This is a genomic window from Erwinia pyri, assembly GCF_030758455.1.
Taxonomy (GTDB): domain Bacteria; phylum Pseudomonadota; class Gammaproteobacteria; order Enterobacterales; family Enterobacteriaceae; genus Erwinia; species Erwinia pyri.
In genome coordinates this window covers 3775654-3797678 of sequence record NZ_CP132353.1, presented here as the reverse complement: position 1 = coordinate 3797678, position 22025 = coordinate 3775654, and the positions used below count along the sequence as shown (strand labels likewise).

The following is a 22025-nucleotide window of genomic DNA, read 5'->3' as shown; positions in this document are numbered from 1 at the left end:
GAGAAACGCATATTGACCAGTCTGTGGTTATACTTCGGAAATACTGAGGTGATAACCGGGTATAAACTGTTTTTTACGAGCAGTTAAAAGGCGTATGCTAAGGGTACTTTCCTTCATCACTTTGTTAACGGAATGCTCTGATGAATTCAGCTTTAAAACGACTATTGAAAAATGAAGCCACCGGCGGCGTGGTTCTGATCATCGCCGCGGCAGTGGCGATGTTCCTGGCGAATAATGCCGGCACTCAACAGGTTTATCACTCAATCCTGAACGTGCCCGTTGAGTTCCGCTTCGGCAGCCTGGATATCAGTAAAAATCTGCTGTTGTGGATCAACGACGCGCTGATGGCGATCTTTTTCCTGATGATTGGCCTTGAAGTAAAACATGAGCTGGTATCAGGTTCGCTCGCCACCCGGGAGCGGGCGATGTTTCCCCTGATTGCTGCCCTGGGCGGTATGCTGGCACCGGGTTTGATCTTCGCTGCACTGAATCATAGCGATCCGCTCGCCAGCAACGGCTGGGCAATCCCCACCGCCACCGATATTGCCTTTGCGCTGGGTATCCTGGCCCTGTTAGGCAGCCGCGTGCCGCCCGCCCTGAAAATGTTCCTGATGGCGCTGGCGGTGATCGACGATCTCGGCGCCATTCTGATTATCGCTTTCTTCTACACCCAGGATCTCTCTCTGACCTCGCTGGCCGTGGCCGGTGCCGCCACAGCGGTGCTGATCCTGTTGAACAAATTGGGCGTGCGCAGCATTTCGCTCTACATGCTGGTAGGTGTGGTGCTGTGGGTGGCGGTGCTGAAATCGGGCATTCATGCCACGGTGGCAGGCGTCATCATCGGTTTCTGCGTACCGCTGAAAAAAGAGAATGGCCATTCACCGGCCATGCATCTGGCACATGGTCTGGCTCCCTGGGTGAGCTGGCTGATTCTGCCGCTGTTTGCTTTCGCCAATGCGGGCGTTTCGCTGGCTGGCGTCTCCTTCGACGGGCTGTTCTCGAATGTTCCGCTGGGGATCATTCTTGGTCTGTTTATCGGAAAGCCGTTGGGGATCACACTGATCTGCTGGCTGGCGGTCAGGCTGCGGGTTGCCGCGCTGCCTGAAGGCACCCGCATGCAGGATATCGCTGCCATTGGTCTGCTCTGCGGTATTGGTTTCACCATGTCGATCTTTATCGCTTCGCTAGCCTTTGATGCCGCCCATGAAGAGATGGTGACGCTGGCCAAGCTGGGTATCCTTGCCGGTTCGATTGTATCAGCCGTGGTGGGCTACTCGCTGCTGCGGGCCAAACTCAGGTAATGAGCGCGCGGCCAGCCTTTGCTGGTCGCGCTTGATGTCGCCATCAGGGAGGCGCGTATGTCACACATCAATTTCAACCATCTCTACTACTTCTGGCAGGTTTGCAAAGCCGGGTCGGTGGTGGGAGCAGCAGATGCCCTGAATCTGACGCCTCAGACCATTACCGGCCAGATCAAGGCGCTGGAAGAGCGGTTACAGGGCAAACTGTTTAAACGGCAGGGAAGAGGTCTGGTGCCCTCTGAGCTGGGGCAGTTAGTTTTTCGTTATGCCGACCGGATGTTCCAGCTCAGCCAGGAGATGCTGGATATCGTTAATTACCGCAAAGAGGCCAGCCTGCTGTTTGATGTCGGCGTAGCGGATGTCTTGTCCAAGCGGCTGGTGAGTCAGGTACTGAAAACGGCGGTAGTGGAGGACGAAAAAATCCATCTGCGCTGTTTTGAGTCCACCCATGAGATGCTGCTGGAGCAGCTCAGCCAGCACAAGCTGGATATGATCCTCTCCGACTGCCCGATAGACTCCACGCAGCAGGCGGGGCTGTTTTCCGTCAAGCTGGGCGAGTGTGGCGTCAGCTTCTGGTGTCAGGCGCCGGTACCCGATCTCCCATTCCCAGCCTGTCTTGAGCAGCGTAAATTGCTGATCCCGGGTCGGCGTTACATGCTGGGACGCCAGTTACTGAACTGGTTTCAGACGCAGGGACTGGAAGTGGATATTCTGGGCGAGTTTGATGATGCCGCGCTGATGACAGCCTTTGGTACTAGCCACAATGCGATTTTTGTTGCGCCATCCCGTTACGGTGCTGACATTTATGCGGAAAAAGAGATTGTCGAACTGGGCAGGATTGAGAGCGTAGTGGAGGAGTATCACGTAATTTTTGCCGAGCGGATGATCCAGCATCCCGCCGTACAGCGCATTTGTCAGAAGGACTTCTCACAAATTTTTAATTACCAATAAAAAAACCGGCAGCGCCGGTTTCTTTATCAAAGCCGATTAACAGCGTGGCGATTAAGCCAGTTTGTTGATCTGTGCAGTCAGATTTGCTTTATGACGTGCAGCTTTGTTTTTGTGGATCAGGCCTTTAGCTGCCTGACGGTCCACGATTGGTTGCATTTCATTAAATGCATTCTGCGCAGCCGCTTTATCGCCAGTAGCGATAGCCGCGTAGACTTTCTTGATAAAAGTACGCAACATTGAACGACGGCTAGCGTTGTGCTTACGACGCTTCTCAGACGTTACTGCGCGTTTCTTAGCTGATTTGATATTAGCCAAGGTCCAACTCCCAAATAGTTCTATGAGGACAATTCAAAGGCCGAGGAATATGCCTCTTTCGCCCATGGTTGTCAATGGATTTGTGCAAATAAGCGTCGCTAAACAAACGACACTTGGTTACGTTTCGATGGCGCAAGATTCTACCAGCTTCATGCCAATGAATACAGCTTATTCACAAGATAAATGTCAACGCCACGCGCCGGGGCGGTTTGCCGGAGAAAATGCCGGGATAAACAGAGTAAAGCCGCATTCGCGGGTTAACCTTCCTGGCGGTAGTTGGTATAATCCGCCGATTTCCACAAATTTGAGCCAGCCATGAAGTTTATCCGCGGCATACATAACCTTAGGGAGCAGCATCGCGGCTGCGTACTCACCATCGGCAATTTCGATGGCGTTCACCGCGGCCATCAGGCGCTGCTTTCCCGACTGTGTGAAGAGGGCCGCCAGCGCAATTTGCCGGTGGTGGTAATGATCTTTGAGCCGCAGCCGCTTGAGCTGTTTGCGGCCGACAAAGCGCCTGTCAGGCTTACCCGCCTGCGGGACAAAGTCCGTTACCTTAGCGAAGCGGGCGTGGATGCGGTGCTCTGCGTGCGTTTCGATCGCCATTTCGCCGCGCAGACCGCGGACAGTTTTGTCGCCGATTTGCTGGTGGACAAGCTTGACGTGAAGTTTCTCGCCGTGGGTGATGACTTCCGTTTTGGTGCTGGTCGTCAGGGAGATTTCCTGCTATTACAGACGGCTGGTGTTAACTATGGCTTTGACGTCATCAGCACCCAGACCTTTTGTGATGGCGGCATCCGCATCAGTAGTACGGCCGTGCGTCAGGCGCTGGCGGAAGATGACCTGCCGCTGGCAGCCTCGCTTCTTGGCCATCCCTACACTATTTCGGGTCGGGTAGTGCATGGTGATGCGCTGGGCCGCACGTTGGGCTTTCCTACCGCGAACCTGCCGCTAAGACGCTATCTCTCGCCGGTGAAAGGGGTCTATGCCGTTGAAGTTTATGGCCTGGGCGATAAGCCGCTGCCGGGCGTTGCCAATATTGGCACGCGTCCCACGGTCGCCGGCCTGCGTCAGCAGCTGGAAGTTCACCTGCTGGACGTTGCAATGGACCTGTACGGTCGCCATATAGAGGTGGCGATCGCTAAAAAAATTCGTAATGAGCAGCGTTTTGCCTCGCTGGACGCGCTCAAAGAGCAAATTGCTAAAGATGTGGTGAGCGCCCGAACGTTTTTTGGGCTGAAAACACCGGTTTAAACAGAACCGAAATACGGAATCGAGAATCTGATGAGTGACTATAAATCTACCCTGAATTTGCCGGAAACGGGGTTCCCGATGCGTGGCGATCTGGCCAAACGCGAACCGGGAATGCTGCAACGTTGGTATGATGACAATCTTTACGGCATCATCCGCGAAGCCAAGAAAGGGAAAAAAACCTTTATCCTGCATGATGGCCCTCCCTACGCGAACGGCAGCATTCATATTGGTCACTCAGTTAACAAGATTCTGAAAGACATTATCGTCAAGTCCAAAGGGCTGGCGGGCTTTGATTCGCCTTACGTGCCGGGTTGGGACTGCCACGGTCTGCCGATTGAACACAAAGTTGAGCAGATGATCGGCAAGCCGGGTGAGAAAGTCACCGCGGCTGAATTCCGTGCTGCCTGCCGTGAATATGCGGCCGAACAGGTTGAAGGCCAGAAAAAGGACTTCATCCGTCTGGGCGTGCTGGGCGACTGGGATCGTCCCTACCTGACCATGAACTTCAAAACCGAAGCCAATATCATTCGTGCGCTGGGTAAGATCATCGGTAACGGCCATCTGCACAAAGGCGCCAAGCCGGTGCACTGGTGCATGGACTGCCGTTCTGCGCTGGCTGAGGCTGAAGTTGAGTATTACGACAAAACCTCTCCCTCTATCGATGTGATGTTCAATGCGGTCGACAAAGAGGTAGTGCAGGCCAAATTTGGCGTTTCCAGCGTTGAAGGACCGATTTCACTGGTTATCTGGACCACCACGCCGTGGACCATGCCGGCTAACCGCGCCATCTCTCTGCATCCGGAATTTGACTACCAGCTGGTGCAGATCGAAGGCCGCGCGCTGATCCTGGCAAAAGATCTGGTTGAAAGCGTGATGAAGCGCGCTGGTATTGCACAGTGGCAGGTGCTTGGCGAGACCAAAGGCGCCGAGCTTGAGCTGCAGCCTTTCCAGCATCCTTTCCTGGATCATACCTCGCCGGTGGTACTGGGCGAGCACGTTACGCTGGAAGCGGGTACTGGTGCGGTGCATACAGCGCCTGGCCACGGTCCTGATGACTACGTTATTGGCCAGAAATATGGCATCGAAACCGCGAATCCGGTAGGGCCGGACGGCAGATTCCTGCCGGGTACTTACCCGACGCTGGATGGCGTAAACGTCTTTAAAGCCAACGACATGATCGTTGAGCTGCTGCGTGAAAAGGGCGCGTTGCTGCACGTTGAGAAACTGCTACACAGCTACCCACACTGCTGGCGCCACAAAACGCCAATCATCTTCCGTGCTACCCCGCAGTGGTTTATCAGCATGGATCAGAAAGGCCTGCGGGCGCAGTCGCTTAAAGAGATCAAAGGCGTGCAGTGGATCCCGGACTGGGGCCAGGCGCGTATTGAGTCGATGGTGGCTAACCGTCCGGACTGGTGTATCTCCCGCCAGCGTACCTGGGGCGTGCCGATGGCGCTGTTCGTTCATAAAGAGACTGAACAGCTGCACCCGGATACCCTTGAGCTGATGGAAAAAGTGGCACAGCGTGTGGAGCAGGATGGCATCCAGGCCTGGTGGGATCTGGACAGCAAAGAGCTGATGGGCGCAGATGCGGAAAACTACGTTAAAGTCCCGGATACTCTGGATGTATGGTTCGACTCAGGATCTACCAGCTACTCGGTGGTGGATGCGCGTCCGGAATTTGGCGGCCATACGCCGGATATGTATCTGGAAGGTTCAGATCAGCATCGCGGCTGGTTTATGTCATCTCTGATGATCTCTACGGCGATGAAAGGCAAAGCGCCTTATCGTCAGGTGCTGACGCACGGTTTCACCGTTGATGGTCAGGGCCGCAAGATGTCAAAATCGATCGGCAATACCGTCTCCCCGCAGGATGTGATGAACAAACTGGGTGGCGACATCCTGCGTCTATGGGTCGCCTCTACCGACTATTCGGGCGAGATGGCCGTTTCTGACGAGATCCTTAAGCGCTCTGCCGACTCCTATCGCCGTATTCGTAATACCGCGCGCTTCCTGCTGGCGAACCTGAACGGCTTCAATCCTGAAACCGATCTGGTGAAACCAGAAGAGATGGTGGTGCTGGACCGCTGGGCTGTAGGACGGGCGAAAGCGGCGCAGGAAGAGATCATCGCCTCTTATGAGAGCTATGACTTCCATGAAGTGGTACAGCGTCTGATGCAGTTCTGCTCCATTGAGATGGGCTCGTTCTATCTCGATATCATCAAGGATCGTCAGTACACCGCGAAAGCGGATGGCCTGGCGCGCCGTAGCTGCCAGACCGCGCTCTACTACATCGCCGAGGCGCTGGTGCGCTGGATGGCACCGATCATGTCCTTTACCGCCGATGAGATCTGGGGTGAACTGCCAGGCAAGCGCGCGAAGTATGTCTTCACCGAAGAGTGGTTCGACGGGCTGTTTGGCCTGGCGGATAACGAGCCGATGAACGACAGCTACTGGGCTGAGCTGCTGAAAGTGCGCGGCGAAGTCAACAAGGTGATTGAGCAGGCGCGTGCTGACAAGCGCGTGGGCGGTTCGCTGGAAGCTACCGTGACGCTGTATGCCGATGCGGATCTGGCGCAGAAGCTGACCAGCCTGGGTGATGAGCTGCGTTTCGTGCTCCTGACTTCAGGTGCTCAGGTCGCTGACTATGCGCTGGCTAACGAAGAAGCGCAGCAGAGCGAGCTGGTGAAAGGTCTGAAAATCGCGCTGCACAAAGCGGAAGGCGAGAAATGCCCACGCTGCTGGCATTACACTACGGACATTGGTCAGAATGCTGAGCATCCGGACGTGTGCGCCCGTTGTGCCACTAATATTGCTGGCGCTGGCGAACAGCGTAAGTTTGCCTGATGAGTAAACCTATTTTCTCGACCGGTTTACGCTGGGTCTGGCTGATAGTGGTGGTGATTGCCATCGACTTCGCCAGCAAGCAGTGGATTATGAACACGCTGATGTTGCATGAGTCGATGTCAGTGATGCCATTTTTCAACTTCTTCTATGCGCATAACTACGGGGCGGCGTTCAGCTTCCTCGCCGATAAAGGCGGCTGGCAGCGCTGGTTCTTTGCCGGCATTGCCGTGGCGATTGTGGTGGCGCTGCTGGTGATGATGTACCGCACCGCAGCCAGCAATAAGTTGAACAATATTGCTTACGCACTGATCGCTGGCGGCGCGTTGGGCAACCTGTTTGACCGGGCGTATCATGGCTTTGTGGTCGATTTTATCGACTTCTACGTGGGCGACTGGCATTTCGCCACTTTTAACATCGCTGACTGCGGCATCTGTATTGGTGCCGCACTGATCGTGCTGGAAGGTTTTTTCAGCCCGTCCGGCAAACAGGCTAAAAACTAAGGGCAGGGTATGACTGATTCTGTGCAGCGCGAGAGCGCGGTGCTGGTGCATTTCACCTTAAAGCTGGAAGATGGCTCTACGGCGGAATCCACGCGTAACAATGGCAAACCAGCCCTGTTCAGTCTGGGGGACGGCAGTCTCTCTGAAGGGCTGGAGTCGCACCTGCTGGGGCTGAAAGTCGGTGAGAAGAGCGCTTTTTCGCTCGACGCAGATGACGCCTTTGGTCAGCGTAGCCCGGACCTGATCCAATACTTCTCCCGCCGCGATTTTACTCAGGCGGGCGAGCCTGAAATCGGCGCCATCATGCTGTTCAGCGGCATGGACAGAAATGAAATGCCGGGCGTGATCCGCGAAATTTCCGGCGATTCGATCACCGTGGATTTCAACCATCCGCTGGCCGGGCAGACTATCCACTTCGATGTTGAAGTACTGGAAATCGATCCGGTACTGGAGGCGAAAAATGCAAATCCTGCTGGCTAATCCTCGCGGTTTTTGTGCCGGTGTTGACCGCGCCATCAGCATTGTGGAGCGTGCGCTGGAGATGTACGGCGCACCGATCTACGTGCGGCATGAAGTGGTGCATAATCGCTATGTGGTAAACAGTCTGCGCGAGCGTGGCGCAATCTTTATCGAGGATATCGGGGAAGTGCCGGATGGCTCGATCCTGATTTTCTCGGCGCACGGTGTATCCCAGGCGGTGCGGGCAGAAGCCAAAGCGCGCGATCTGACGATGCTGTTCGATGCGACCTGTCCGCTGGTCACCAAAGTGCATATGGAAGTGGCACGCGCCAGCCGTAAGGGCACAGAAGCGATCCTGATTGGTCATGCCGGGCACCCGGAAGTGGAAGGCACCATGGGGCAGTACAGCAATCCGAAAGGGGGCATGTATCTTGTTGAAGCGCCGGAAGACGTTTACAAGCTGCAGGTGAAGGATGAGAACAACCTGAGCTTTATGACGCAGACTACGCTTTCCGTCGATGATACCTACGACGTTATCGATGCGCTGCGCGCCCGTTTCCCGAAAATCATTGGCCCACGTAAAGATGATATTTGCTACGCCACCACTAACCGGCAGGAAGCCGTTCGCACGCTGGCAAAAGATGCCGATGTGGTGCTGGTTGTGGGGTCGCGTAATTCGTCAAACTCTAACCGTCTGGCGGAGCTGGCACAGCGTGCCGGGAAGCTGGCGCGGCTGATCGACTCTGCGGAAGATATTCAGGAAGAGTGGATCAAGGGCGTGAGCTGTGTGGGCGTGACGGCAGGTGCTTCAGCGCCGGACATTCTGGTTCAGGAAGTGATCCAGCGTCTGCGTGAGCTGGGTGGCGAAGCAGCCATTGAGCTGATTGGCCGCGAAGAGAATATCGTCTTCGAGGTGCCTAAAGAGCTGCGTGTGGAAGTGCGTCAGGTCGAGTAATAGCCAGGACAGCTATCAGCTCGTTAATATTACCTTTGAATAAAAGCATGTCGTCTGTGTTGATGGTGGCCTGGTCAGGAAGAGCGGGCTGGACACAAAGACGCCATGAATCCATCCGTGGGGGCTGCGAAGCGGCGTCCATGTCGCTTCGCCTTTGCTTATCAGCCCGCTCTTCCTTCCTACAAGCTTCAGTGTTGCCTGTTTTAAAGCCCGACTCTGACCTGTGTGTTCACCCGGCTTATCAACAGCAGTGGAGTTTGAGGGTGGCGCCGGTAAGCGTGGTAGCCGGGTGTATGCCGCATGGACGCGGCATCCAAGGCTCCAGGGAGGATTTACGCCGTCCCGGATACCACGCTTACCGGTGACGCCAGTCGCCAAAACCGCCGTTGACTTTGCTACAACACTCTCAGGAAAACTTCAGTTTGCTTTTAAAGAAAGGCATGTCGTCTGTGTTGATGGTGGCCTGGTCAGGAAGAGCGGGCTGAACACAAAGACGCCGTGAATCCTCCCTGGAGGCTCAGCTGCGACGTCCATGTCGCAGATGCTTTGCTTATCAGCCCGCTCTTCCTTCCCAATAGCTTTAGCATTGCCTGTTTGAAAAACCAAAACCAGAGCTAAAATATTGAGCGCTGGCACAAGCTTGACACTGTCAGCTTTTGATCTGTTTGATCGCCGAACATACTGCCAAAGCTGATTCTGATGGGGGGGCACCACGGAGCACGTTAGCCGAGTGTATGCCGCAGGGATGCGGCATCCAAGTCTCCAGGGATGGATTCACGACGTCTCGGATAACGTGCTCCGTGGTGACGCCTTGCCACCGAACCCGGTTTTGACTTGAGTGGGCACACCATAAAACCCCTCTAAAATTTGTTTTACTGATAATCCATCGCGGCTGGCATAAAATTCTTATTATGCTGCTTTTAAGGTGGCGCGAGGGTTAGCGCATGGTTAACCTGTCTTCGCTTTGCATGCACAGACTTTATACAGGGATTCAAAATGAACAATGCACAAATCCGCCTCGCTATTGTGGGCGCCTCAGGACGCATGGGGCGTCAGTTAATTCAGGCAGCAGAGGAGGCGGAAGGCGTGTGCTTAGGCGCAGCGCTGGTGCGTGAAGGCTCTTCGCTGGTGGGGGTTGATGCTGGTGAGCTGGCCGGGACAGGAACGCTGAACGTGAAAATCAGTGACAGCCTGCAGGCTGTAGTGAACGATTTTGACGTGCTAATCGACTTCACCCGTCCTGAAGGCACGCTGGCTTACCTGACATTCTGCCGCCAGCATCAGAAAGCGATGGTGATCGGCACCACCGGTTTTGATGAGGCAGGTAAAGCGGCCATCAAAGAAGCATCACAAGATATTGCTATCGTATTTGCTGCTAACTTCAGCGTGGGCGTTAATCTGGTACTCAAACTGCTGGAGAAAGCCGCCAAAGTGATGGGTGATTACGCTGATATCGAAATTGTTGAAGCGCACCATCGCCATAAAGTGGATGCCCCTTCGGGCACTGCGCTGGCAATGGGTGAAGCGATTGCTGATGCGATGGAATGGGATCTTAATGACCATGCCGTCTATGCCCGGGAAGGTCATACGGGTGAGCGTAAAGCGCAGACCATCGGTTTTGCCACCGTTCGTGCTGGCGACATTGTCGGCGAGCATACCGCTATCTTTGCTGATATTGGCGAACGTGTAGAGATAACCCATAAGGCTTCAAGCCGGATGACCTTCGCAAAAGGGGCGGTTCGTGCGGCTGAGTGGTTAAGCGGTCATAATCATGGTCTTTATGATATGAGAAGCGTGCTTAATCTTGAAAATTTATAAGTGTTGTGCACCATCGTGATGTGGTTATTTCAATCATAACGTTCTGATTGGATGGGCAATAATTTTATTGCCCTTTTTATTTTGTAATAATAGCGTTAATTATCATATTTTGTTCCCTCACCTTTATTATCTTAAGTTATCTTCCATTTTTATCTCGCTATAAGGTTAATTTTGACCATTTGGTCCACTTTTTCCTCCGCTTAGTACCCTTCTTATGCGCATTTGTTAACGCAACCGGTTTTATGACCGTAATGAGTGCTCCTTTTGCAGTAAATCTTCCGATTTACTCACCAGTTGAGTAAAAACCTATGAAAAACTCACCTGCAGGGTAGACAATGGGGTGGGCGATCATTAGAATGCGCGCAATTTGCCAAAAATCGAGAACTCAGGCGGTTTTTGCATTGATTTATGGGGTCCTCATGAATTAATATGCAAATAATGTGACTGTTTATTCTCAGGAGGATGTTTTGATTAAGTCAGCGCTATTGGTTCTGGAAGACGGAACCCAATTCCACGGTCGGGCCATCGGGGCAACAGGTTCGGCAGTGGGAGAAGTTGTTTTCAACACTTCAATGACCGGTTATCAAGAAATCCTCACTGATCCTTCCTATTCCCGCCAGATCGTTACTCTTACTTATCCCCATATCGGCAATGTCGGCACCAACTCCGCTGATGAAGAATCTTCTCAGGTACACGCTCAGGGTCTGGTTATCCGCGACCTGCCGCTGATTGCCAGCAACTTCCGTAATGAAGAGGGGCTGTCAGACTATCTGCAGCGCCTGAACATCGTGGGGATTGCCGATATCGATACGCGTAAGCTGACCCGCCTGCTGCGCGAAAAAGGGGCGCAGAACGGCTGTATCATTGCCGGCGATGCGCCAGATGCAGAATTTGCTCTGCAGCAGGCTAAGGCGTTCCCGGGCCTGAAGGGAATGGATCTGGCGAAAGAAGTCTCCATCGGTGAAAGCTACAGCTGGCTGCAGGGTAGCTGGACGCTGGACGGTTTGCCGGAAGCGAAACAGGAAGCTGAGCTGCCTTTCCACGTTGTCGCTTACGACTATGGCGTGAAGCGCAACATCCTGCGGATGCTGGTGGACCGCGGCTGCCGCCTGACCGTGGTTCCGGCACAGACCCCAGCGGAAGAGGTTCTGAAGATGAACCCGGACGGCATTTTCCTCTCCAACGGTCCCGGGGATCCGGAACCTTGTGATTACGCTATCGAGGCGATCAAAGCGTTCCTGGAAACCGACGTCCCGGTATTCGGCATCTGTCTGGGCCACCAGCTGCTGGCGCTGGCCAGCGGGGCTAAAACCGTGAAGATGAAGCTGGGCCACCACGGTGGTAACCATCCGGTGAAAGACCTGGAAAGAGGTACCGTTATGATCACCGCACAGAACCACGGTTTTGCGGTAGATGACAGCAACTTGCCTGCCAATCTGCGAGTGACGCATACCTCACTGTTTGACAATACGGTGCAGGGGATCCACCGCATCGATAAGCCGGCATTCAGCTTCCAGGGCCACCCTGAAGCCAGCCCGGGACCGGCCGATGCCGCCCCGCTGTTCGATCACTTTATCGAACTGATCGAAGCTTACCGTTCTACCGCTAAATAATCAGGAGCCAACATGCCAAAACGTACCGACATAAAAAGTATCCTGATCCTCGGCGCTGGCCCGATCGTTATCGGCCAGGCCTGCGAGTTCGACTACTCTGGCGCTCAGGCCTGTAAAGCCCTGCGTGAAGAAGGCTACCGTGTGGTGCTGGTGAACTCTAACCCGGCAACCATCATGACCGACCCGGATATGGCTGATGCAACTTATATTGAGCCTATCCACTGGGAAGTCGTGCGCAAAATTATCGAAAAAGAGCGTCCTGATGCCGTTCTGCCGACCATGGGCGGCCAGACTGCGCTGAACTGTGCGCTGGAGCTGGAGCGTCAGGGCGTGCTGGAAGAGTTTGGCGTCACCATGATCGGCGCCACGGCTGATGCCATTGATAAAGCGGAAGACCGTCGTCGTTTTGATGTGGCGATGAAAAAAATCGGTCTGGAAACCGCGCGTTCCGGTATCGCTCATACCATGGAAGAAGCGCTGGCGGTTGCTGCGGATGTAGGCTTCCCCTGCATCATTCGTCCCTCCTTTACCATGGGCGGATCGGGCGGCGGTATCGCCTACAACCGCGAAGAGTTTGAAGAAATTTGCGAACGCGGTCTCGACCTGTCGCCAACCAACGAGCTGCTGATTGATGAGTCGCTGATTGGCTGGAAAGAGTATGAGATGGAGGTGGTGCGCGATAAAAACGACAACTGCATCATCGTCTGCTCTATTGAAAACTTCGATGCGATGGGGATCCACACCGGCGACTCCATCACCGTGGCGCCTGCCCAGACGCTGACCGACAAAGAGTACCAAATCATGCGTAACGCCTCGATGGCGGTACTGCGTGAAATCGGTGTGGAAACCGGCGGCTCTAACGTGCAGTTCTCGGTAAACCCGGAAAATGGCCGTCTGATCATCATTGAGATGAACCCACGCGTTTCCCGTTCTTCGGCGCTGGCTTCTAAAGCAACCGGCTTCCCGATTGCGAAAATCGCCGCCAAGCTGGCCGTGGGCTATACGCTGGATGAGCTGATGAACGATATCACTGGCGGCCGTACGCCAGCCTCGTTCGAACCCTCTATCGACTACGTTGTGACCAAAATTCCTCGCTTTAACTTCGAGAAATTTGCGGGCGCTAACGACCGTCTCACCACGCAGATGAAATCGGTAGGCGAAGTGATGGCGATTGGGCGCACGCTGCAGGAATCGATGCAGAAAGCGCTGCGCGGTCTGGAAGTGGGCGCTCACGGTTTCGACCCGAAAGTGGACCGCAACGATCCGGAAGCGATGACCCTTATCCGCCGCGAGCTGAAAGATGCCGGTTCAGATCGTATCTGGTACATAGCTGACGCCTTCCGCGCTGGTATGAACGTGGAAGAAGTGTTCAGCCTCACCAATATCGACCGCTGGTTCCTGGTACAGATTGAGGAGCTGGTGCAGCTGGAAGAGCAGGTTGCTCATGAAGGCGTCAACGGCCTGACCGCTGACTTCCTGCGTACCCTGAAGCGTAAAGGCTTTGCGGATGCGCGTCTCTCTGCGCTGGCTGGCGTCTCGGAATCAGAAGTCCGTAAGCTGCGCGAACAGTACAATCTGCATCCGGTTTACAAGCGCGTTGATACCTGCGCGGCAGAGTTCTCTACCGACACCGCCTATATGTACTCAACCTACGAGGAAGAGTGCGAATCCAACCCTAACAGCGACCGCGAAAAAATCATGGTGCTGGGCGGCGGACCAAACCGTATCGGGCAGGGCATTGAGTTTGACTACTGCTGCGTCCACGCCTCACTGGCGCTGCGTGAAGATGGTTACGAGACCATCATGGTCAACTGTAACCCGGAAACCGTTTCAACCGATTACGACACCTCAGACCGCCTCTATTTCGAGCCGGTAACGCTGGAAGACGTGCTGGAAATCGTACGCATCGAGAAGCCAAAAGGGGTTATCGTGCAGTATGGTGGCCAGACGCCGTTGAAGCTGGCGCGCGATCTGGAAGCCGCTGGCGTGCCGATTATCGGCACCAGCCCGGATGCCATTGACCGGGCAGAAGACCGTGAACGTTTCCAGCAGGCCGTTGAGCGTCTGGGCCTGAAGCAGCCTGCTAACGCCACCGTGACCGCTATTGAAATGGCCGTAGAGAAAGCTGCCAGCATCGGTTACCCGCTGGTTGTACGTCCTTCTTATGTGCTGGGCGGTCGTGCAATGGAAATCGTCTATGACGAAATCGATCTGAAACGTTACTTCCACACGGCTGTCTCTGTCTCTAACGATGCGCCTGTGCTGCTGGACCGCTTCCTGGATGACGCGGTAGAAGTGGATGTGGATGCTATCTGTGACGGCGAGCGCGTGCTGATTGGCGGCATCATGGAACATATCGAGCAGGCTGGCGTGCACTCCGGTGACTCCGCCTGTTCATTGCCAGCCTACACGCTGAGCAAAGAGATCCAGGATGTGATGCGTCAGCAGGTTGAGAAGCTGGCCTTCGAGCTCTGCGTGCGCGGTCTGATGAACGTGCAGTTCGCGGTGAAAGATAACGAAGTTTACCTGATTGAGGTGAACCCACGTGCTGCGCGTACCGTGCCGTTTGTCTCCAAAGCCACCGGCATGCCGCTGGCGAAAGTAGCCGCGCGCGTCATGGCTGGCAAAACGCTGGCAGAGCAGGGCGTAACGGAAGAGATCATCCCGCCTTACTACTCGGTAAAAGAGGTGGTGCTGCCGTTCAACAAGTTCCAGGGCGTTGACCCTATCCTTGGCCCGGAAATGCGCTCAACCGGTGAAGTGATGGGCGTTGGCCGCACCTTTGCGGAAGCGTTCTCTAAAGCGATGCTGGGCGCGCAGAGCAACATGAAGAAGTCGGGTCGTGCGCTGCTCTCGGTGCGTGATGGCGACAAGAAGCGCATCGTTGACCTGGCCGCGAGGCTGCAGAAGCTGGGCTTTGAGCTGGATGCCACCCACGGCACCGCCGTGGTGCTGGGTGAAGCGGGGATTAATCCACGCCTGGTGAACAAGGTGCATGAAGGGCGTCCGCATATTCAGGACCGCCTGAAGAACGGCGAGTACGCTTATATCGTCAACACCACGGCAGGACGCCAGGCGATTGCGGATTCCAAACTCATCCGCCGCAGTGCTCTGCAGTACAAAGTGCATTACGACACCACGCTGAACGGCGGTTTCGCTACCGCGAACTCGCTGAGTGCAGATCCAACGGAGCAGGTTATCTCCGTGCAGGAAATGCATGCGCAGATCAAAGGCTAAGTAAGCGCTGGCTCCTGCTTTTAGCGGGAGCGGAATGCGCTAACCGGCATCAGCCAGCCAGATCGTAAAAAAATCCCTGCTCAGGCAGGGATTTTTTTTGCCTGTGATCCCGCTACGGTTTTCCACGCCCTAGCTTCGATATTATTCTTCGGCATAATCTTTTCAATGGGTTACATAATTCCGCACCGAAGCGGTATCACAACACTCTGGGATAATAAAAAATGAAGAAATTACTGTTAACGGTTATGGTCTGCCTGGCGGCAGGGCAGTCGGCGCTGGCTGCAAAAGATGTCACTACTCAACCGGACCGGTTTTATCTGCAAGAGGGGCAGGCCCCCGACAGCCTGGCGCTGCTGCCACCGCCGCCCGCCATGGACAGCCTGGATTTTCTCAATGACAAAGCTCAGTATGACGTGGGCAAAATGTTGCGGAACACGCCAAGAGGCAAGCAGGCCTGGAAAGATGCTCATGTAGCGGGTGACGGCGTGGCTGAAGCGTTATCAGAGGCGTTTGGGATGACCATTGATAAGCAGAAAACGCCTGAAATTTACCGGCTGGTGATGAAAATGCGCGAGGACGCTGGCGATCTGGCTACCCGTTCCGCCAAGGATCACTATATGCGCATCCGGCCTTTTGCCTTTTATAACGAACCAACCTGCCGCCAGGATGAAGAGAGTACCCTCTCTAAAAATGGCTCTTATCCTTCAGGGCATACCACCATCGGCTGGGCAACGGCGCTGGTGCTGGCGGAAGTGAATACCAGCAGGCAGGGGGAGATCCTTAAGCGGGGGTATGAAATGGGGCAAAGCCGGGTCATTTGCGGCTACCACTGGCAGAGCGACGTGACTGCTGCCCGCCTTGTCGCCTCTGCTGTGGTTGCAAGGCTGCATGCGGAACCGGCGTTTGCAGAGCAGTTACAGAAAGCGAAAGCAGAATTTGCCGGTCTGACTAAATCAGGAGCGTAATCCGCTCACCTCAGCCAGCGGCAGTTGGCTGAGGTATTTTCTCTGGTTATCGGAGCGCGGTGGGGCAGGGGAGATCAGGAAAGTGCGACTTTGATGCCCAGCGCGATCAGCACGCCGCCCAGCAGCTTGTCGATCAGCTTCTGCGCCTTCGCCAGACCACGGCGCACCGGAGCGCTCTGAATAATCACGATCAGCAGAGGCCACCAGAGAGCACAGAGAGCAATAATAATCCCCGCGTACCAGATCTTCTCACCCAGGCCGGTATGCACGTTCAGCACCTGAGTAAACATCGACAGGAAGAACAGCGTGGCTTTAGGATTCAGCAGATTACAGAGGTAGCCCTGCAGAAACGCTCTCTTCAGCGAGGTGGTTTCCGGCGCTACGTTGCTGAGATCCATTTTGCTGCTGCCGCGTGAGAGCAAAGCCTGGATACCAATAAAGATCAGATAAGCCGCGCCGACATATTTCAGCAGCATAAACAGCCACGGCGTGGTGGTGATCACCACGGCCAGACCGGCCACGCAATAAGCCATATGTGTGGCCACGGCGCAGGTGACGCCCAGCGCGGTAAACATGGCTGCAGTACGGGGATAGCGGGCGGCATTCTTGATAATCAGAAAGAAATCGGGGCCGGGCGAAAGCATGCCCAGGGCCGCAATCGTGGCGATAATCAAGCTGGTCTCTAACATGGTGGTGTCCTGTAGCAATTAAGGTGCGGATTCTAGCACGTTCGCACCACTTTTCAGCTATTGGCCAGCGCAAATACCACGCAAACGTTACCCTGCAAAAGCTTTACGCAAATCCCGCTGCAGGGGTATCGACGAAAGTTTCGCCTTTACGTATGATGGCGCCAATTTTACACCTTACCGAGTTTCCAAGATGATAAGCCTGATTGCCGCTATGGCGGCCGACCGTGTGATAGGGATGGATAACGCTATGCCGTGGCACCTGCCAGCGGATTTAGCCTGGTTCAAACGCAACACCCTGAATAAACCTGTGATCATGGGACGCCGTACCTGGGAGTCTGTCGGACGACCGCTGCCGGACCGTCTGAACATCGTCATCAGCAGCCAGCCCTCTACGGCTGAGGGCGTCACCTGGGTCGCTTCAATCGAAGAAGCGTTGCAGGCAGCCGGTGAGGCTGAAGAGGTGATGGTGATTGGCGGCGGACGGATCTATGAACAGTTTCTGGCGCAGGCCGACAAGCTTTATCTGACGCATATTGATGCTGAAGTGGTGGGCGACACGACGTTCCCGGACTTTGAGCCGGAAGAGTGGCAGTCAACGTTCAGCGAATTCCACGATGCGGATGACAAGAACAGCCACAGCTTCTGTTTCGAAATTCTGGAGCGTCGCTAGTTTCAGAGTGATGAAACGCATTCTGCCGGAGCTCTTTCTGGCAGGATGCGTTTTGTTAAGCCGGCAACTACTCTTCCACCGCCCGTTCGCGGTTGGAGGGCTGAGCGAACCACGTTTTATCTTCCCAACGCAGCATCGTCAGCGGCCCGCCCCAGCAGCAGCCAGTATCCAGCCCGATAATGCCTTCCGGTGTCCCTTTACCTTCCAGTGAAGCCCAGTGTCCAAAGACTATGGTGTAATCACGAGCGACCGGCCCCGCAATGTTAAACCACGGCTTGAGCGGTGGCGGAGCCGATCCCGGTGCCTCTTTACAGATCATATCTAACTGACCGTTAGGGAAGCAGTAGCGCATCCGGGTCAGCGCATTGGTGCTGAAGCGCAGACGGGCAAGACCGGTAAGCTCCGGTACCCAGTTGTTCGGCATGTCACCATACATGGCATCCAGAAACAGCGGATAGGTATCGCTGGAAAGCACCGCTTCCACCTCGCGGGCACACATCTGGGCCGTTTCGATATCCCACTGCGGCGTGATCCCGGCGTGCGCCATCACCAGCTTTTTCTCTTCATCCACCTGCAGCAGCGGCTGACGGCGAAGCCAGTTAATCAGCTCATCCGCATCGTCCGCTTCCAGCAAGGGATTAAGACGATCTTTGGGTTTATTGCGGCTGATCCCGGCAAAAACCGCCAGAAGGTGAAGGTCGTGGTTGCCCAGTACTAACCGGACGCAATCGCCCAGCGAGCGAACATAGCGCAGGACATCCAGCGAGCCCGGGCCACGGGCGACCAGATCGCCAGTCAGCCACAGCGTATCCTGCTGCGGATCAAACGCGACCTGATCCAGCAGAGAGTGAAGTTCATCATAGCAACCGTGAACGTCGCCGATCAGATATGTGCTCATTAAACCTTTCCGGAAAAGGCGACGGACGCGTCCGGGCCGCGAAGCCGGGACGCGCCAGTGCAATCAAGTGAATTAATGAATATGGCTGGGAATGGCCAGCCGGAACACTGGGATATCGACCTGGAAAGTTTCCCCTTCACTGTCGATCATCTCATAGTGTCCCTGCATGGTGCCCATAGGCGTTTCGAGAACGGCACCGCTGGTGTACTGAAACTCGCTGCCGGGGGCGATATGGGGCTGTTCTCCGATCACACCTTCCCCCTGCACCTCTGTCTCGCGCCCGTTACCGTTGGTAATCAGCCAGTAACGGCCCAGCAGTTGCACAGCGGTACGCCCCAGATTGCGTATGGTAACGGTATAAGCAAACACATAACGTTCTTCATCAGGTACAGATTGCGAGGGAATATAAGCACTCTGTACGTGCACACAGACTCGGGGCGTATCGATCATTGTGTTAATTCTCCTGCGGCTGAGGATGCGCAGACAGCCAGTTAGCGAGCTGACAATATTGCGCCACGGAGATATTTTCCGCACGCAGCGTTGCGTCGATATTCATCTCCGCCAGCGCTTCGGCAGAGAAGAGATGCCCCAGGCTGTTACGCAGCGTTTTACGACGTTTGCCAAAGGCCTCGGTGGTAATTCTGCTCAGCAGGCGCATATCCTGCACCGGGTTAGCAATCTTCGCATGGGGCATTAAGCGCACCACGGCAGACTCCACTTTAGGCGCTGGCGTAAAGGATTCCGGCGGCACTTCAAGGACTGGGATAACCTGACAGTAGTACTGCGCCATCACCGTCAGACGGCCATAGGCTTTGCTGCCCGGCCCGGCTACCAGCCGGTTTACCACCTCTTTTTGCAGCATAAAATGCATATCTTTGATCGCATTAGTATAGCTGAAAAGGTGGAACATCAAGGGGGTGGAGATATTGTAGGGCAGGTTGCCAAACACGCGCAACGACTGGCCTTTTTCGCGGGCATACTCCGCGAAGTCGAAGGCCATGGCATCCTGCTGAAAAATCGTCAGCTTGGGACCTAAAAATGGATGGGTTTGCAGGCGCGCCGCTAAATCACGGTCAAGTTCGATAACCGTCATGGCATCCAGACGCTCGCCAACCGGTTCGGTTAACGCGCCCAGACCGGGACCGATTTCCACGATCGCCTCGCCTTTTTGCGGATGAATAGCGGAAACGATGCTGTCGATAATGTACTGGTCGTTAAGGAAGTTCTGGCCGAAACGTTTGCGGGCGAAATGGCCCTGATGGACGCGATTATTCATTACTGCTCTTGATCATGGTGATGGCGAGGTTAAGCGCCGTAATAAAGCTGCCCGCATCGGCGTTGCCCTGGCCTGCCAGCTCAAGGGCGGTGCCGTGGTCAACGGACGTGCGGATAAAGGGCAGGCCGAGGGTGATATTCACCGCGCGCCCGAATCCCTGGTATTTTAGCACCGGAAGCCCCTGGTCATGATACATCGCCAGGACGGCATCGGCATGCTGCAAATATTTTGGCTGGAACAGCGTATCTGCCGGCAGCGGGCCGGTCAGCTGCATACCCTGCTGACGCAGCTCGTTCAGTGCGGGGATAATCACATCGATCTCTTCCCGCCCCATATGGCCGCCTTCTCCCGCGTGTGGGTTCAGGCCGCAGACAAAAATGTGCGGGGAAGCCAGGCCGAACTTGCTTTGCAAATCGGCATGCAGGATAGCGATAACTTCATGCAGGCTTTCACGGGTAATGGCGTCTGAAACGGCTTTCAGCGGTAAATGGGTGGTTGCCAGCGCAACGCGCAGCTCTTCCGTTGCCAGCATCATCACCACGCGTTCGCACTGCGAACGGTCGGCAAAGAACTCTGTGTGGCCACTGAAAGGGATGCCCGCATCGTTAATCACGCCTTTGTGCACCGGGCCGGTGATCAACGCGGCGAATTCGCCGTTCAGGCAGCCATCGCAGGCGCGGCTCAAGGTTTCCAGCACGTAGTGGCTGTTAGCCACGCAGAGCTCGCCCGCTTTTACCGGCTGAGGCGTGGAGACAGGGAGCACGGTCAGCGTGCCCGCTTTTTGCGGCTGGGCGGCAATACCGGGCTGGTACTCTCTTAACGTCAGGGGTAAACCCAGCTTTGCCGCACGCTCGCGCAGCAAAGCTGGATCGGCACACACGACCAGTTCAACTGGCCAGTCGCGCTGGGCCAGTTGAAGGGTTACATCAGGACCAATCCCGGCGGGTTCGCCGGGCGTGATCGCAACGCGTACGTTACTGAGCATTAGGATCCAGAATTTTTACGTAGGCGGCAGCACGCTGCTCCTGCATCCAGGTCTGTGCTTCTTCCGCAAACTTACGGTTGAACAGCAGGCGGTATGCGCGCTCTTTCTGGGCCGCATCAGTTTTATCCACCTGACGGGTATCCAGCAGCTGGATCAGATGCCAGCCAAAGGAAGAGTGCACTGGCGTGCTCATCTGCCCTTTTTTCAGCTTCATCAGTGCATCACGGAACGCCGGGTCGTACATCTCCGGTGAGCTCCAGCCTAAGTCGCCACCCTGATTGGCAGAGCCAGGATCCTGGGAAAGCTGCTTAGCGGCTTCAGCAAAGGTAGTTTTGCCGCTGTTGATATCCGCAGATACCTGCTCCAGCTTCTGACGCGCCTGCTCGTCGGTCATGACCGGAGAGGGCTTCAGCAGAATATGGCGGGCATGTACCTCGGTAACGGAGATGTTCTGGCTGTCGCCACGGACATCGTTCACCTTGAGGATATGGAAACCAACGCCGGAACGGATCGGGCCGATGATATCGCCTTTTTTCGCAGTCACCAGCGCCTGAGCAAACAGTGACGGCAGCTCCTGAATACGGCCCCAGCCCATATTGCCGCCTTTCAGCGCCTGCGGATCGGCAGAGTAGGTGATCGCCAGCTTACCAAAGTCCGCGCCGTTTTTGCTTTCGCTGACTAACTGCTTCGCCAGCGTTTCCTGATCATCAACCTGCTGCTGAGTTGGGTTTTCCGGCAGCGGCAGAAGAATGTGGCTGAGGTTTAACTCGGTGCTGGCGTTGTTCTGTGAAGCAACCTGTTTGGAGAGAGAATCCACTTCCTGTGGCAGGATAGTGACGCGACGACGCACTTCATTGTTACGCACTTCTGACAGCGTCATCTCTTTGCGGATCTGCTCACGGTAGGTGCCGTAGTTCATGCCGTCGTAAGCCAGGCGGCTACGCAGCTGATCCGTGGACATCTTATTTTGCGCAGCGATATTCTGAATCGCCTGATCGACCTGCGCATCCGAAATCTGGATCCCGGCCTGTTTCCCCATCTGCAGCAGAATGTTATCCATAACCAGACGCTCAACAATCTGATGACGCAGCGTTTTGTCATCGGGAAGCTGCTGACCAGCCTGCTGTGCCTGGCTTTTCACCGAGCGCATCATGCTCTCTACATCACTCTCTAAAACCACGCCGTTATTGACTACGGCGGCAACTTTATCAACAACTTGCGGTGCTGCAAACGCGGTGCTGGCTGTCAGCGCTGCACCGAGGATCAGCATTCTCCAGTTCATCATACTTTTT

At 55.2% G+C, this 22025-nt stretch carries 19 protein-coding genes; 12 read left to right on the top strand and 7 right to left on the bottom strand.

The annotated features are described in order from the left end of the window. The first annotated feature begins 140 nt into the window (after positions 1-140). A complete protein-coding gene (nhaA, locus tag Q3V30_RS17980; protein WP_306208080.1) occupies positions 141-1301 on the top strand; it encodes a Na+/H+ antiporter NhaA in 1161 nt (386 codons plus the stop codon). Between the two features lie 57 nt (positions 1302-1358). Further along, on the top strand, positions 1359-2252 hold the full coding sequence (gene nhaR, locus Q3V30_RS17975; RefSeq protein WP_306208078.1) for a transcriptional activator NhaR: 894 nt from the start codon (positions 1359-1361) through the stop codon (positions 2250-2252). Positions 2253-2303: 51 nt separating this feature from the next. Here nhaR and rpsT read toward each other — a convergent pair whose 3' ends face one another. Continuing rightward, positions 2304-2567, bottom strand: coding sequence for a 30S ribosomal protein S20 (rpsT, locus tag Q3V30_RS17970; RefSeq protein WP_025901190.1), 264 nt, complete (start codon positions 2565-2567; stop codon positions 2304-2306). A gap of 315 nt (positions 2568-2882) precedes the next feature. Between rpsT and ribF the strand changes: the two genes are divergently transcribed. The 9 genes from ribF to Q3V30_RS17925 all read left to right on the top strand — a co-directional run bounded on the left by ribF (position 2883) and on the right by Q3V30_RS17925 (position 16215). Continuing rightward, positions 2883-3821: a bifunctional riboflavin kinase/FAD synthetase gene (ribF, locus tag Q3V30_RS17965; RefSeq protein ID WP_306208073.1), complete on the top strand. Its 939-nt coding sequence runs from the start codon at positions 2883-2885 to the stop codon at positions 3819-3821. A gap of 30 nt (positions 3822-3851) precedes the next feature. Beyond that, positions 3852-6668 carry an isoleucine--tRNA ligase gene (gene ileS / locus Q3V30_RS17960; protein WP_306208070.1) on the top strand — a complete coding sequence of 939 codons (2817 nt, stop codon included), beginning with the start codon at positions 3852-3854 and terminating at the stop codon, positions 6666-6668. Continuing rightward, positions 6668-7168, top strand: coding sequence for a signal peptidase II (lspA, locus tag Q3V30_RS17955; RefSeq protein ID WP_306208068.1), 501 nt, complete (start codon positions 6668-6670; stop codon positions 7166-7168). The genes ileS and lspA overlap by 1 nt, the downstream gene beginning before the upstream one ends. Positions 7169-7177: 9 nt before the next feature. Beyond that, positions 7178-7648, top strand: coding sequence for an FKBP-type peptidyl-prolyl cis-trans isomerase (gene fkpB, locus Q3V30_RS17950; RefSeq protein WP_306208065.1), 471 nt, complete (start codon positions 7178-7180; stop codon positions 7646-7648). Continuing rightward, complete coding sequence (ispH, locus tag Q3V30_RS17945) at positions 7629-8582, top strand: 4-hydroxy-3-methylbut-2-enyl diphosphate reductase (RefSeq protein ID WP_306208064.1); 954 nt, start codon at positions 7629-7631, stop codon at positions 8580-8582. Before fkpB ends, ispH begins: the two co-directional genes overlap by 20 nt. 996 nt (positions 8583-9578) lie before the next feature. After that, entirely contained in the window at positions 9579-10400 is an 822-nt protein-coding gene (gene dapB / locus Q3V30_RS17940; RefSeq protein ID WP_306208062.1) for a 4-hydroxy-tetrahydrodipicolinate reductase, read from the top strand. Between the two features lie 467 nt (positions 10401-10867). After that, complete coding sequence (gene carA / locus Q3V30_RS17935; RefSeq protein WP_306208060.1) at positions 10868-12013, top strand: glutamine-hydrolyzing carbamoyl-phosphate synthase small subunit; 1146 nt, start codon at positions 10868-10870, stop codon at positions 12011-12013. Positions 12014-12025: 12 nt separating this feature from the next. Next, positions 12026-15250 carry a carbamoyl-phosphate synthase large subunit gene (carB, locus tag Q3V30_RS17930; RefSeq protein WP_306208058.1) on the top strand — a complete coding sequence of 1075 codons (3225 nt, stop codon included), beginning with the start codon at positions 12026-12028 and terminating at the stop codon, positions 15248-15250. A gap of 221 nt (positions 15251-15471) precedes the next feature. Continuing rightward, positions 15472-16215 carry an acid phosphatase gene (locus Q3V30_RS17925; RefSeq protein WP_306208055.1) on the top strand — a complete coding sequence of 248 codons (744 nt, stop codon included), beginning with the start codon at positions 15472-15474 and terminating at the stop codon, positions 16213-16215. 74 nt (positions 16216-16289) lie between these two features. On the opposite strand, the gene Q3V30_RS17920 is transcribed toward Q3V30_RS17925, so the two are convergent. Beyond that, positions 16290-16904: a LysE family translocator gene (locus Q3V30_RS17920; RefSeq protein ID WP_306208053.1), complete on the bottom strand. Its 615-nt coding sequence runs from the start codon at positions 16902-16904 to the stop codon at positions 16290-16292. Between the two features lie 190 nt (positions 16905-17094). Between Q3V30_RS17920 and folA the strand changes: the two genes are divergently transcribed. Beyond that, on the top strand, positions 17095-17574 hold the full coding sequence (gene folA, locus Q3V30_RS17915) for a type 3 dihydrofolate reductase (RefSeq protein WP_306208051.1): 480 nt from the start codon (positions 17095-17097) through the stop codon (positions 17572-17574). 67 nt (positions 17575-17641) lie between these two features. Here the strand turns inward: folA and apaH are convergent, their stop codons facing one another. From apaH to surA, 5 genes are all read right to left on the bottom strand, one after another. Continuing rightward, positions 17642-18472: a bis(5'-nucleosyl)-tetraphosphatase (symmetrical) ApaH gene (apaH, locus tag Q3V30_RS17910; RefSeq protein ID WP_306208048.1), complete on the bottom strand. Its 831-nt coding sequence runs from the start codon at positions 18470-18472 to the stop codon at positions 17642-17644. A gap of 72 nt (positions 18473-18544) precedes the next feature. Beyond that, positions 18545-18922, bottom strand: coding sequence for a Co2+/Mg2+ efflux protein ApaG (apaG, locus tag Q3V30_RS17905; protein WP_306208046.1), 378 nt, complete (start codon positions 18920-18922; stop codon positions 18545-18547). Between the two features lie 4 nt (positions 18923-18926). Continuing rightward, positions 18927-19748 (bottom strand): 16S rRNA (adenine(1518)-N(6)/adenine(1519)-N(6))-dimethyltransferase RsmA, encoded by an 822-nt coding sequence (gene rsmA, locus Q3V30_RS17900; protein ID WP_306208044.1) that lies wholly within the window; start codon positions 19746-19748, stop codon positions 18927-18929. Continuing rightward, positions 19741-20733: a 4-hydroxythreonine-4-phosphate dehydrogenase PdxA gene (pdxA, locus tag Q3V30_RS17895; RefSeq protein ID WP_306208042.1), complete on the bottom strand. Its 993-nt coding sequence runs from the start codon at positions 20731-20733 to the stop codon at positions 19741-19743. Before pdxA ends, rsmA begins: the two co-directional genes overlap by 8 nt. Next, positions 20723-22018 carry a peptidylprolyl isomerase SurA gene (gene surA / locus Q3V30_RS17890; protein WP_306208040.1) on the bottom strand — a complete coding sequence of 432 codons (1296 nt, stop codon included), beginning with the start codon at positions 22016-22018 and terminating at the stop codon, positions 20723-20725. The genes pdxA and surA overlap by 11 nt, the downstream gene beginning before the upstream one ends. Positions 22019-22025: the final 7 nt, after the last annotated feature.